Here is a 13,260-nt window from a genome sequence, read left to right on the forward strand (position 1 = left end):
AATGGGATTATTTTTTAACAATGAAAAAAGAAATATGACATATGAAGATTTAAATAAATATTCTTGGACTACTGGAACTGGAGTAGCCATAACAGATGGAGAATTTAAAGAAAGTACATATTTTAAATGTATAAAAAGATTAGCAGAAGATGTTGCAAAAGTTCCAGTTATTCTAAAACAAAGAACTGATATAGGAGATGTTAGAGCAGAAGAGAACTATTTATATGATTTAATAAAGTTTAGACCTAATCCTTATATGAGTTCGGTTGATTTCTTTAAGGCTATGGAAGCCAATAGACAACACAAGGGAGAAGCTTTTGCATTAATAACTAGGAAAGCTAACAAAATAACTGGATTATATCCTATAAATGTAACTAAGTTACTAATTGACAATATTGGATTAGCTAAGACAAAAAAGAATAATGCTATATTAGTTTATTATACTTGTAGTCCAGACTTAAAAGAATATACTTGCACATATGATGATATATTACACTTTAAAGGTATGACTCTAGATGGAATTAATAGTATTAGTGTTAAAGATAATTTAAGAGATACCATTAACACCAATGCTTATGCTCAAATTTATCAAAAGGATTTATTTTCAAATGGGTTAAGTTCAAAAGCTGTAGTTCAATTCATGTCAGATATTAAGGATGAAAAGAAGTTAAAAGAAGCACAATCAATGTTTGATAGGTTATACACATCTAGCAAAAGAATACTTACGGTGCCTAGTGGATACGTTGTGACTCCATTAGAGTTAAACCTTGCAGATAGTCAATTCAGTGAATTAAAGAAAATGGGTCAAGTAGATATATGTACATCATTTGGAGTTCCACCACATTTAATCGGAATAATGGATGGATACAATAATAACTCTTTAGAGCAATCTAATTTAAGTTACTTAGTAAATACGCTGCTTATCTTATTTGAAGGTAATGAATTAGAGCTAACTTATAAATTATTAAGTGAAGCTGATAGAAAGAAAGGATATTTCTTTGAATCTAATCAAAATGTTTTATTAAGAGTAAGTGCCAAAGAACAAGCAGAGATACTAAATAGTTATATTCAAAATTCTGTTTACACACCAAATGAAGTGAGACGAATTTTAGGAGAAGTTAAGAAAGAAGATGGAGATGATTTATTGGCTTCTTCTGGAACTTTGAAAATAAAAGATTTATATAAAACAGCTAAAGATAATGCTAATCAGGGAGGAGGTGCTTAAATGAATAAGGAAAAAGAAATAAGACAATTGATTGTAGAAAATATTGAGACTAGAGCTACAGAAGATGGAAGTATGGTTATTGAAGGTTATGTTGCTACATTTAATTCTAAAAGTAAATACATGGGATTTTATGAAGTAATAGACCCTAGAGCATTTGATTCAACTCTTGCAGATGGGCATAATATTTTTATGTTGTATAACCATGATTGGGATAAGCCTTTAGCAGATACAGAAACAAATACATTGAGTTTATCTGTAGATAATATTGGATTAAGATTTAGTTTAACATTGGATAAGTCAATAAGCTATTCTATGGATGCTTATAATCTTGTTAAAAAGAAGTTAATAAAAGGTTGTTCGTTTGGATTTATAACTAATAACGAAACTTGGTCAACAAATAATAATTTTGAGGATATAAGAACATTACTAGATGTTACATTACTAGAATGTACACTTACTCCTATTCCTGCTTATAATCAAACTTCGGCTGATGTTAGAAGCTATAAGGAATATAAAGATAACCAAAATAAAGAATTAAATAAAGAAAAAGAACAAAGAGAATTAGAATTATTAAAGATTGAACTAGAACTATTAGACTAGTTCTTTTTTTATACAAAAAAATTATTAAAAAGTGAGGTTGATTTTAAATGAAGGTAAAAGAAATTAGAGATGCAATTGAAGCTAAAAAGATAGAAGTTAGAGGGTTTTTAGATAAATCTGATTTAGAAAATTCTAAAAAAGCAAATGAAGAATTAAGAGCTTTAAAAGAAAGCTTAGTTATTGCAGAAGAGTTAGAAGAAGAAGAAAAAAGAGATTTAGAAAAACAAAACAAGGTTGAAGAAAGAAAGGATGATGTAAAAATGGAAAACAACAAAATTGATTTAGAATTTAGAGCAATCAGCAAAATATTAGCAAGAAAAGAATTAACTGAAGAAGAAAGAGCATCTGTAAATGTATCTAATAGTGGTGCTATATTGCCACAAGCATTCATTGCACAAGTACAGTTAGAACAAAAAGGATTCCCCGCTTTAAAACCATATTGTCATGTAATACCTGTTACAACTAATACTGGTAAGATGCCTGTTTCTAAGGGGTCTACTACTAGAAAATTAGCTAAATTAGCAACTGATACTGCTATGGTACAAGAAATGATTACAACTGAACCAATAGAATTTGCTGTAGAAGATTACGGTAAAATATATCCAGTAGAAAATTCTGTATTAGAAGATGCTGGAGTTGACTTCTATAACTCTTTATTAGCTCCCGATGTTGCTGAATGTTCAGTTAACTCAGAAAACGAAGAAATAATTGAAATAATAGAAGCTAATAAAGTAGCTGGTGCAACTGGAACAGATTATAAAGCTATTCAAAAAACTATAAACAAAGTAGTTCCAGCTTTAAAAAGAGGATTAGTTGTAGTAACTAACGTTGATGGATATGACTATTTAGATGGTTTAGTTGATTCTCAAGGAAGACCACTTTTAACTGACTCTTTAGCCGTAGAAGGTGGAAAAATGTTTAAAGGTAAAGAAGTTGTTGTTATGGACAATGCTGATTTAGTACCTGCTACAGAAGGAAAATTACCTTTCTATGTTGTAAATCTATATGCTTTAGTTAAATTCTTTGATAGAAAACAATACGAAATAGCTACATCTAAAGAAGCTGGTTTCGTGTATAACCAAACATTTACAAAGGTTGTTGAAAGATTTGATGTAGTTAAAGGTGATGCTAGAGCTTGTTTCTATGTAGAACTTTAATTTGAGAGAGGGTTTTCCCTTCTCTCTTTAAAATAAAATGAGAGGATGGGATATAAAAATGACACTGCAAGAAATTAAAAACTACCTAAAAATAGATTATGATGAAGAAGATATTGAGTTAATGAGTTTTATAGAAGTATCTAGTATTTATATCGATGAAATGGTAGGCGAAGGATATAAAACAGATGAAAAAGGCTTGAAATTAGCTGATTTACTACAGAAGAAACTAATTAGTGATATGTATGAAAATAGAAGTACAAACACAGCCAATAATATTACTAGAGATAGAATAACAGAAAGCATTTTAGCAAGATTATCCTTATTTAATGAGGTGGTGTAAATGCTAAATGAAAGAATATCTATTAAAAAAAGAGTTGTAGTAATTGATAAAGGTAAGAAGAATGAGTCTTGGGTTGACTACTATAGTTGTTGGTGTGAAGTATTAGACCTTCTTGGAAAAGAGAAATATGAAGCGTACAACAGTAAACTTGAAAATAGCTTGAAGTTTAAGTGTAGAACTTGTAATAAATTAAAGGATATGTTGTTTGAAACTAAAGAATATAAGGTTATATGGAGAGATAAAGAATTTAATATAGTTTTTATAGACACCATGGGGAACTCCAAGAAGGACATAATTTTACAAGTAATGGCGGTGAGCTAAATGGCTACTGTACAAGTTACTGGATTAAAAGAACTTATAAAAAAGTGTGAGGAAATAGCCACACCAAAGGAAATAGAAAAAACTGAATATAAAGCTCTTGAAAGATGTGGAGACTTGGTAGATAAAGAGTTGGAAAAGACTTTACCAGTATCAAAACAAGTTTACAGAAGTGGTAGAGCTGGAAGTAGAACCTTTAAACATTCTAAGGATGAGATACCTATGGCGATACGTAAAGTAAAAGGTAATTTACAAATAGTTATTGGATGGGAAAAGAGTGACAATAGTCCATATTTTTACATGAAATTTATAGAATTTGGTACTTCAAAAATGCCCCCAGTCGCTCCATTTAAGAAAGCTTTTATTAAGCAAAGGAAAGAATGGACAGGTATTTTTATAGAAGAGTACAATAATTTACTAGAAAGTTTAAATAAGTAGAGGTGATATTGAGTGGATATTATAGAGCTAGTAGCAGAAGCATTGGAACCCCTAAATTTAGATGTTCTATATGGTTGGTATGATAAAAATTTAAATGATACTCATATCACCTATTTAGAATTTGATAATTCAGAGGGTGAATTTGCTGATGATGAATCTACAACCGAGGAACATTATATTACGGTAGATTTATGGACTAAAGATAGTTCAGAAGTTACTGAGTTAAAAAAAGAAATAAAAAAACTATTAAAATTAGGTGGCTTTTTCTACCAGGATGGAGCCGACCAAACTGAAACAGAAACAGATGGAAGTACATTATATCATATAACTTCTCGATGGTTGTATGAAGAAAATTTATAACAAGAAAGGATTGATTTAAATGGCTTATTTAGGAGTTAAAGACCTTTATTTTGCAAAAGTATTGACTAATACAGCTACTTCTTATACTACAGATGAACCTATTTTATTGGGAAAAGTTGGAAGTATTAAAAAAGATTATAGTGGAAGTATGGAGAATTCATTCTATGATGATAAATTAGACGATGTTTTACAAGGATTAACAGCTAAAAGTTTAGAAGTTGTTGTAAAAGAATTATCTCAAGAAAATGAAGCTCTATTAATGGGACAAAAAACAGTAAAGGGAATGAGAATAGAAAGTACTGAGGATGAATGTCCAGATTTTGCAGTAGGATATCGAACTAAGGTTGCTAAAACAGGTAAATATGAATTTGTGTGGAAATATGTATGTAAACCAGAACCATTTGGAGCAGAACACAACACACAAGCAGATAAACCTGCGATTGCAGAAAGAACTATTAAATTTACTTGCAGAGATAGAGAAAAAGATGGAAAAGACGGAGTTAATATAAATGAATTAGAGTTACAAGTTGGAGATACAGAAGCGAAAGCACTTTTAGCAATAAACAGTGAAACAAATAAAATAGTATGGTTTACAGCAGTACCAGAACCATTAACAGAAGCTTAAGAGTAGATTAATTTCTACTCTTTTTTAATTTAAAATTAGGAGGGATTTATATATTATGAAGATTAAATTAGGTGAAAAAACCTATGAAGTAACTAAAATAACTTGTGGAAAAATGACGGATTATTATGACGTTATGGATGCTGTAAGTGAAAGTGAAAAGGTAAATGGAAGAACAACAAAAGCTGACTTTAATTTAATAAAAGAATTTTTAGTAAATTTTTATAATAACCAATTTACAACTGAGGACATAGATAATGAATTAGATGTAATAGATTTAATGACATTTTGGATAGGTATAGGAGTAGAAATAAACCAAAAGACGCAAAGCAAGGTTGAAAAGTTAATAAAAAAATAAATGGCACTACTATCTCTAATGAAGAAAATGAGGGTAGTGCCTTTGATGAATATGACAAAGAAAATGGATATGATGAAGAAGAATTTGAATTTGAAAATAAGAAAAGAACACATAAAGATATAGTTTACATGTTATATAGGAGAATGATAGCAGAAGGATCTAGTTATATAGATTGTACTAAAGTAGATTTTTGTGAATACATTGACTATGTTTGCTATTGTTTGGATAATCCAATAGAAAATAATAATAGAGAAAGTGAGGTGAGGTAGTTGGGAGCTAATATTAAAATATCTTCTGATAGTAAACAGTTTATAACTGAAATGAAGGAAGTAACAAGCAATTTAAAATTAGTAAGTTCTAACTTAGATGTATCCTCAGAAAAGGCTAAATTATTTGGAAGTGAAACAGATAAATTAAAGACACAACATACCCAATTATCTAATAATCTAAAAAGTAATACAACCTTGCTAGGATTGCAAAACAAGACTGTTTCAGCTTTAGCTACAGACATTCAAAAATATAGAGATAGGAATACAGAATTGGCTAAATCTATATCTAGTGTGGAAGATAGATTAAAGCAACAAATTAAGCTAACTGGGGAAGATAGTAAAGAAACTAAAGCGTTACAAAAAGAATTAGAAACTTTGCAAAAAGAATATTCAGCAAATGAAAAGGCTATGTCAAGAGCTGAAAGTCAAATGAATAACTATAAGATAAAAGCAAATGAAACTGAAAAAGTTATAATACAAAATACTAAAGCATTACAGGATTTAGATACTAAAATATCTACTGTTAAAATAGATGCTTTTTCCCAAAAAACTGGTGAAATGGCTGATAAATTAAAAGGTGCAAGTGTAGCAATAGGAGGACTTGGGGTTGCTAGTGCTAAATTGAGTATGGAATTTGATGATTCCATAGCAAAAGTTAGTACAATTTCTGATGACGCAGAAGTACCAATTGAAGATTTAAGAAAGTCTATACTCAATTTATCTAACGATACTGGAATTGCTTCTACAGAAATTGCTAACAACGTATATGATGCTATATCAGCAGGTCAACAAACTGGTGATGCAGTTAATTTTGTTACTAATTCAACTAAACTGGCGAAAGCAGGGTTTGCAGAAGCAGGACAATCTTTAGATATACTTACTACAATAATGAATGCCTATAAGTTAAAAAGTGATGAAGTAGTAGACGTAAGTGATTTGCTTATACAAGTACAGAACAAAGGTAAGGTTACAGTAGGACAACTATCAGCAGATATGGGGAAGGTTATACCTACAGCAAGTGCATTAGGTGTTAATTTAAGTCAACTTGGTGCAAGTTATGCAATTATGACAAGCAATGGTATTAAGTCCGCTGAAACTACAACTTATTTAAATTCTATGCTTAATGAACTTGGTAAAAGTGGAAGTGTTTCAGATAAAGTATTAAAAGAAATGACTGGACAATCTTTTTCACAATTAACAGCTAGTGGCAAAAGTGTAGGAGATGTATTAAAATTACTTAGCGATAATGCAAGTACAGGTGGAAAAAGTTTATCTGATATGTTTGGAAGTGCAGAAGCTGGAAAGGCGGCACTCGTATTATCTCAAAACGCTGGAAATGACTATAATAACATGCTACAACAAATGCAAAATAGTGCGGGAGCAACAGACTTAGCTTTTGAAAAAGTTAATAATACAAGTGGTCAAAGATTAAAGGAAAGTTTAAATGAAGGCAAAAATGCCATGATCCAGTTTGGAGATACTGCAAGTCCATTAATAGAAGGTTTTGTTGGTGGAATATCCAATATAACAAGTTGGTTAAATAACATGGACGAAGGTTCTCGAAAGGTAGTATTAGGATTAGGTGGATTTGTAGTAGCTTCTGGATTAGGACTTGGAGCAGTATCTAAATTATCTAGTGGAATAAGCGATGGAATAAAGTTATTTGATGGACTAAAAAATTCTACACTTTTAGCCGAAGGTGCAACGAAATTAATGTCAATTGCACAGGGGGCATTAAATTTTGTAATGAATATGAATCCAATTTCAAAAGTTATTTTAGTAATAAGTTTATTAGCTGGTGCTTTTGTATTAGCATATAATAAAGTTGATTGGTTTAGAAATATGGTTAACGGAGCATTTGAAGGTATAAAAAATACTATATCTACAGTGTGGAATTTAGTTAAAAACTTCTCTTTTCCAAAAATAAAACTACCTCATTTTTCTGTACAAGGTGAGTTCAGTTTAGTACCTCCAAGGATGCCTAAAATAGGTGTTGAATGGTATAAAAATGGGGGTATAATGACTAGTCCTACTATGTTTGGAATGAATGGAAATAACGCAATGATTGGTGGAGAAGCTGGAGCGGAAGCAATTCTTCCTTTACAACAACTATGGAACCAAATGGACAAGAATTTTGATAGGCTTTCAGAAAGATTAAATGTAAATAACAATAATAAACCAATATATGTAACTGTAGTAAGTGAACTAGATGGGAAACAAGTAGGTAGAGGAATAGCAAAATACGTAGATGAAGAAATTAATTATCTAAAAATTTAGGAGGTGGATTATTTGGCAAGGAAATATTTTATAGTATTTAATAAATTAAACAGCTTAGATTTAGGCTTAAAAGTAACTAAACGTCCTAATTTTCCACTTCCCAAAAGACGTTATGAAACATATGAAATTCAAGAGGGCGATGGAGAAATAGTTGAAGATTTAGAGACATTTCAGGATGTTAAAGTAGATATAGAATTTAACTTTATAGACAGAGAGAATATACATATTAAAGTAACTAAAATATTAAATTGGCTTAATAAAATCAATGATTATGATTTATATTTTGCTGATGATATAGAACGTCATTATAAAGTTAAAATGGTTGAATATACAGATATTGAAAGACAATTAAAAGTAAAGGGTATATTTACAATAAGTTTTACATGTGAGCCTTATAAATACTATAATCAAAATAATTTAATCACTATTACAACTAATAATTATTCTTTTTATAGTAATGAATTAGTTTATAATGCAAGACCTTTAATAAAGGTTTATGGAAGTGGAAATATTACATTAACAATAAACAATGAGGATATTTTATTGAAATCCATAAGCAATCATATAATACTAAATTCTACATTGATTGAAGCTTATAGTGATACTGTAGAAAATTTAAATAATAAAGTAAATGGTGAGTTTCCTATATTAAAGAGTGGTTTAAATACTATTAGTTGGATAGGAAGTGTAACAAAAATAGAAATAACCCCAAACTGGAGAAGTTTATAATCCAGTAGGGGTTATTTACTTTTTAAGAGAGAGGTGAAATGTATTGATTTGTGTATATGTGAGTAATACAACTGATTTTGCTAATAATGGCTTAGGCGTTTTAGATAAATATACAAAGGCTGAAATAAATGAAGAAATAAACGGAGATTATACTCTTACATTAGAAAATCCTATAGTTGATACAAAGAGTAAATACTTACAAAAAGGTAATGTAATAAAAGCTGATGCTCCAAGAGGGGAAGAATATTTTATTATTAAAAAAACTAGAAGAAAATCTTCTGATATAGAAGTTACATGTGTACAAATAAGTGATGAATTAAGTAGAAATGGATTAACTGATGTTAGACCAACAGGACTTAATGGATATAACGCTCTTAACTGGATGAAAGACAGACTTCAATATCCTACAAGGTTTTCTTTTAGTTCTAATATCACTAAAACTGGCACTGCCTATTATGTTAGAAAGAACTTTTTAGATGCAATTATGGGAAGTGATGAGAATAGCTTTTTAAATGTTTGGGGTGGGGAATTAGACAGGAATAAATTTAACTTTAATATACTATCTCAATTAGGTGCAGATAGAGGTTTTAGAATAGAAAACGGTAAGAATTTAATTGATATAGAGGAAACTATCGAGGGACAAGAAGTTACTAGAATAATGCCAACTGGAAGAGATGAAAATGATAAAGTAATTGAATTACCAGAGCAGTTTATTGATAGTCCTTTAATAAATAATTATCCTACACCTTCAATAAAATATGTTGATTTTCCTAATATAAAAGTATCAAGAACAGATGCTCCAACAGACTTTGCTAATAAAGAAGCAGTTTATACTGAACTAAGAAGACAAGTAGCATTAATGTATCTAGAAAGTTTTGTAGATAGACCTGCTATTAATTTTAGTGTTGATTTTTTAGATAGAAGAAATATAAGAGAAAATAAAGAGTTAGGGATATTACAACAGTTATATTTAGGAGATATAGTTACAATACATAGTAAAAAATTAAATATTGATGTAAAGGCTAGGTTAAGGAAATATACTTGGGATTGTGCTAAAAAGAAATATACTAAATTAGAATTAGGAGACTATACAAAATCTCAATATTCATCTAGTCAAATTTTAAATAACAAAGTTATTCAATTTCAAGCAGAAAACTATAACATAACTAATAAGATTAAAGAGGCTCTTGGTGGTCACACTCTTACTCGAGAGGGAGAGTTTTTAATAATGAATACTGATGATATAGCTACTGCAACTAAGGTGTGGAGATGGAATTTAAATGGACTTGGTTATAGTTCAACTGGTTATAATGGTGACTTTACAATCGGTATAACAATGGATGGGGAGATTGTAGCTGATTTTATTAAGACGGGAACTTTAGATGCTTCACTAATAAAAGTTGGAGTAATATCTTCTCTAGATGGTACTTTCAAACTTGATATAGGTTCTGGAAACCTAACAACATATGATACAAGTGGAAGAAAAGCTATTAGAATAAAAAATCAAACTATGAGCTTTTATGATTTTCAAGATAATTCAAATTTAGTTTCTGCTACTATATCTTCTACTTACAAAACAGGTGATGCAACAAAAAATGGATTATCTATAATTGCAGAAAATAATAGATATATTAGTATTTCAAAAAGAGCAGGATCAACTTCATCAGATGCTTGGCTAGATTTTGATATGGGGGCTTTAGGAAATGAATATCCAGTAACTTTTTATAAAGATGTTAAAGCAACGGGGGATTTTAAACAGAAACTTGGCGATTTATATTTTTCTTATGTAAGTAAGGTACAATCTGGTACAGTTTGGATTAATAGCGGTCAAGAAACAAGAATAAACCTCAGTGAAGATTTTAATTACTGTAGTTATAAAAACGTACAGGTTAGCATTATAGCTACTTTAAGAAGTACTTATTATGCTTTAGGAGAATTTTTTATGAATGATTACTATATTGAAAATAATCAGTTAGTTTTAGAGGGCACAGTTACCCATTTACTATATGTCAATGATAATATTACATGGGTAAATGATGGACAATTACAAATAAGATATAGAGTATTAGGTTCTAAATAAATGGAGGGATTAAGTGTGATATTTATAACATATTATAAAAGTGATGGTAAAATAACAGCTCCTTGTATAGCTAGTGAGGTAGAACAATCTTTTAAAGATGTTTTTGGAGAAAGAGCTGACGACATGAATTTAATATATGATTCTATAAACATTAATTTAAAGGATTCTTCTAAAGAGATATCATTTCTTAATGAGGTTATTAGAGGGGCATATAAAGTTGATGTAGTTAACAAGAAGTTAGTAAAAATAGAGAATGAAATAGAATACATATAAGGAAGTGATATAGATGGAAGCAATCAGAGAAGGTACTATTATAGTAGATTTAAATAGCAAAAATTATGATACTAAAATATTAAAACAAGGTGATAAAACAGAATTAACATTTTACATAAATAAAAGTGGAGTTGCTCAAAATCTAGTGGGTAACTCTTTTTCTTTAATCTTTAATAAACCAAACAATACTATAGTTCAACAAGCTAGTGGATTTGATGGAAGCCAAGCATCTACAGGAATTATTAAAGTAGATTTATTGGCTGATTGTGTAAGGTCTGTAGGATATGGAAGTGTTGAAATTGAAATAAAGAAAGATGGAAATAGAATATCATCCTTTATGATTCCTATAGAAATTGAACCAACAGGGTTAGAAGGCATTCCAAGTTCCGATCAAAAGCTATTTTTAGAAGAAGTAGAACAAATTAAAACTGATTATTTAAATGCTACTAATACTAATATATTGCAACCAATAAAACGAGTATTTACAGCAACTAGCAATAACACTACAACTTTTACGTTGGAACTAGGATTATATAATAAACTGGTTGATGTATTGGAATTGAGATATAGAGGCGTGGTTTTAGAGGAAGATGTTAATTACACCTATACTGAATCAACACGATTAGTGACTTTGGGTTGGGGAATTAATAGTGGACAAAAAATTTATATAACTGTAATAAAAGGAATTGCGAACTAAGGGAGCTTTAAGCAGCTCTCTTTTTTATTGCCTTAATCTATCGAATAAATTCCCTCTTTTAATGGATGTTTAAGAGATTTTTATTAACAATTTAATAATTATAACCTATAAAAATAGTAATGTATCAATATATTTTGCTATTTTTATTGTTTTATTAAAAAATAAAAAATGAAAGGATATGATGATTTTTATGACATTAGGAAAACCAGAAATTCTTCAAGATATAGATAATATAAATAATGAAATAGTCACCATAGAAACAAATATAAATAATATAAATGCAGATATAGATAATTTACAAAGTACTGTTGCTACTCATACTTCGCAATTGGAAGAAAAAGCGAATAAAATACAAGAAAATTGGATTTCTCCAACTCTACTAAATGGAACGATAAATCAAGATGTGAATAATTTTAATTTAGCTAGTTATAGAAAAAATAATTTTGGTATAGTAAACTTGAAAGGCGTAATACAAGTAACTGGAACAAGTACAATTATATTTATATTACCGGTCGGATATAGACCAGATAGAATATATTATTTCCCAGTTATGTGCGCAGGTCCGACACTTGGACAAATGACAGTAAAAGCAACTGGAGAAGTAATATTTATAGGTGGAGTTTTTAGTTATATAGACTTATCTACTATTAATTTTGAAGCAGTGCAATAGGAGGATAAATTATGAAAAAAGTATTAAAAATAGATGAAAGTGGATTTTTTGTAGAAGATGTAATTTTAAAAGATAATGAAATAGTTCCTAGTGATTGCATTCAAATTCAGTGCCCTAATGGATTTTATAAGCCTAAATGGACAGGTATAGAGTGGATTGAGGGTGCTACACAAGAACAAATAGATGCAATTAAAAATATAATTAAGGAACCTTCTCAAAGCGATATAGTAATGATTGCAATAGCAGAGCTTGATGCACAAAGGGAAAAGGATAAATTAGAAACTCAATTAGCTATAGCAGAAGCTATAGGAGAACTTACAAATGCATTGTTAGGAGGTGAATAAAGATGGTTAAATTATATGTGGATTTAATAAATGCTGGACTATGGACCATAGATAAAGTACCTGGTACATGGAAAGCAAAAGTTGAAGAAGTACTTAATAAAACTGAAGAAGAAGCTTAAAAATGTTTCTTTACATGGAAACACCAGTTCGCTATAATGAGATTAGTAATTTATTCAATATTGTTAGGAGTAGATGCTAAATGAAGTTAATAGCAAAAGATATTGAGTGTGTAGCATGGTTTACTAGAAGTGGAGAAATTAATCAGATAAGATTTAGAATAAAAAATGAAGATAGATCCAGTACAGTCATTAAGGTTGAAAAAGTTATTTCACAAGAAGATGAAAGGTTAGCTGGTAATCCTATGAAGGTATTTAAATGTCAAAGTCTTATTGATAATGTTACTAAAGTATATGAAAATTATTGCGAATCAATCAAACAAAACAGTACAACATAAAACAATGATTTTATTGGATGTTTAGTGAGAAATTAGTATTAATAAAATG

The 13,260-nt window shown here is 29.5% G+C and carries 18 protein-coding genes; all 18 read left to right on the forward strand.

Annotation, left to right across the window (positions count from 1 at the left end):
- Position 1: 1 nt before the first annotated feature.
- The 18 genes from B3N22_RS18220 (at position 2) to B3N22_RS18305 (ending at position 13,211) form a co-directional block, all read left to right on the forward strand.
- Positions 2-1,225, forward strand: a complete 1,224-nt coding sequence (locus tag B3N22_RS18220; protein WP_286909300.1) for a phage portal protein — start codon at positions 2-4, stop codon at positions 1,223-1,225.
- Positions 1,226-1,825: an HK97 family phage prohead protease gene (locus tag B3N22_RS18225; protein WP_286909302.1), complete on the forward strand. Its 600-nt coding sequence runs from the start codon at positions 1,226-1,228 to the stop codon at positions 1,823-1,825.
- A 47-nt stretch (positions 1,826-1,872) separates the two neighbouring features.
- Positions 1,873-2,982: a phage major capsid protein gene (locus B3N22_RS18230; RefSeq protein ID WP_286909304.1), complete on the forward strand. Its 1,110-nt coding sequence runs from the start codon at positions 1,873-1,875 to the stop codon at positions 2,980-2,982.
- A 58-nt stretch (positions 2,983-3,040) separates the two neighbouring features.
- Entirely contained in the window at positions 3,041-3,322 is a 282-nt protein-coding gene (locus B3N22_RS18235; RefSeq protein WP_286909306.1) for a head-tail connector protein, read from the forward strand.
- Positions 3,323-3,643 (forward strand): phage head closure protein, encoded by a 321-nt coding sequence (locus B3N22_RS18240; RefSeq protein WP_286909308.1) that lies wholly within the window; start codon positions 3,323-3,325, stop codon positions 3,641-3,643.
- Entirely contained in the window at positions 3,644-4,078 is a 435-nt protein-coding gene (locus B3N22_RS18245; protein WP_286909309.1) for an HK97-gp10 family putative phage morphogenesis protein, read from the forward strand.
- A gap of 12 nt (positions 4,079-4,090) precedes the next feature.
- Positions 4,091-4,438, forward strand: a complete 348-nt coding sequence (locus B3N22_RS18250) for a hypothetical protein (protein ID WP_286909311.1) — start codon at positions 4,091-4,093, stop codon at positions 4,436-4,438.
- Between the two features lie 19 nt (positions 4,439-4,457).
- Positions 4,458-5,063 carry a major tail protein gene (locus tag B3N22_RS18255; protein WP_286909313.1) on the forward strand — a complete coding sequence of 202 codons (606 nt, stop codon included), beginning with the start codon at positions 4,458-4,460 and terminating at the stop codon, positions 5,061-5,063.
- 55 nt (positions 5,064-5,118) lie between these two features.
- Positions 5,119-5,418, forward strand: coding sequence for a phage tail assembly chaperone G (gpG, locus tag B3N22_RS18260; RefSeq protein WP_286909314.1), 300 nt, complete (start codon positions 5,119-5,121; stop codon positions 5,416-5,418).
- Positions 5,419-5,687: 269 nt separating this feature from the next.
- Positions 5,688-7,964, forward strand: a complete 2,277-nt coding sequence (locus tag B3N22_RS18265; RefSeq protein ID WP_286909315.1) for a phage tail tape measure protein — start codon at positions 5,688-5,690, stop codon at positions 7,962-7,964.
- A gap of 12 nt (positions 7,965-7,976) precedes the next feature.
- Entirely contained in the window at positions 7,977-8,693 is a 717-nt protein-coding gene (locus B3N22_RS18270; RefSeq protein ID WP_286909317.1) for a distal tail protein Dit, read from the forward strand.
- 43 nt (positions 8,694-8,736) lie between these two features.
- The gene (locus B3N22_RS18275) at positions 8,737-10,773 is read left to right on the forward strand and encodes a phage tail spike protein (RefSeq protein WP_286909319.1); all 2,037 of its coding nucleotides are present in this window, start codon (positions 8,737-8,739) and stop codon (positions 10,771-10,773) included.
- A gap of 15 nt (positions 10,774-10,788) precedes the next feature.
- Complete coding sequence (locus tag B3N22_RS18280) at positions 10,789-11,046, forward strand: hypothetical protein (RefSeq protein WP_286909321.1); 258 nt, start codon at positions 10,789-10,791, stop codon at positions 11,044-11,046.
- Positions 11,047-11,059: 13 nt separating this feature from the next.
- Positions 11,060-11,743 carry a BppU family phage baseplate upper protein gene (locus tag B3N22_RS18285; protein ID WP_286909323.1) on the forward strand — a complete coding sequence of 228 codons (684 nt, stop codon included), beginning with the start codon at positions 11,060-11,062 and terminating at the stop codon, positions 11,741-11,743.
- A 190-nt stretch (positions 11,744-11,933) separates the two neighbouring features.
- Positions 11,934-12,413, forward strand: a complete 480-nt coding sequence (locus tag B3N22_RS18290; protein WP_286909325.1) for a hypothetical protein — start codon at positions 11,934-11,936, stop codon at positions 12,411-12,413.
- A gap of 11 nt (positions 12,414-12,424) precedes the next feature.
- On the forward strand, positions 12,425-12,757 hold the full coding sequence (locus B3N22_RS18295) for a hypothetical protein (RefSeq protein ID WP_286909327.1): 333 nt from the start codon (positions 12,425-12,427) through the stop codon (positions 12,755-12,757).
- A gap of 2 nt (positions 12,758-12,759) precedes the next feature.
- Entirely contained in the window at positions 12,760-12,876 is a 117-nt protein-coding gene (locus B3N22_RS18300; protein WP_286909329.1) for a CD1375 family protein, read from the forward strand.
- A gap of 80 nt (positions 12,877-12,956) precedes the next feature.
- A complete protein-coding gene (locus tag B3N22_RS18305; RefSeq protein WP_286909331.1) occupies positions 12,957-13,211 on the forward strand; it encodes a hypothetical protein in 255 nt (84 codons plus the stop codon).
- Positions 13,212-13,260 lie beyond the last annotated feature (49 nt).

This window comes from Clostridium sp. UBA1652 (genome assembly GCF_002320975.1).
Classification (GTDB): domain Bacteria; phylum Bacillota; class Clostridia; order Clostridiales; family Clostridiaceae; genus Clostridium_T; species Clostridium_T intestinale.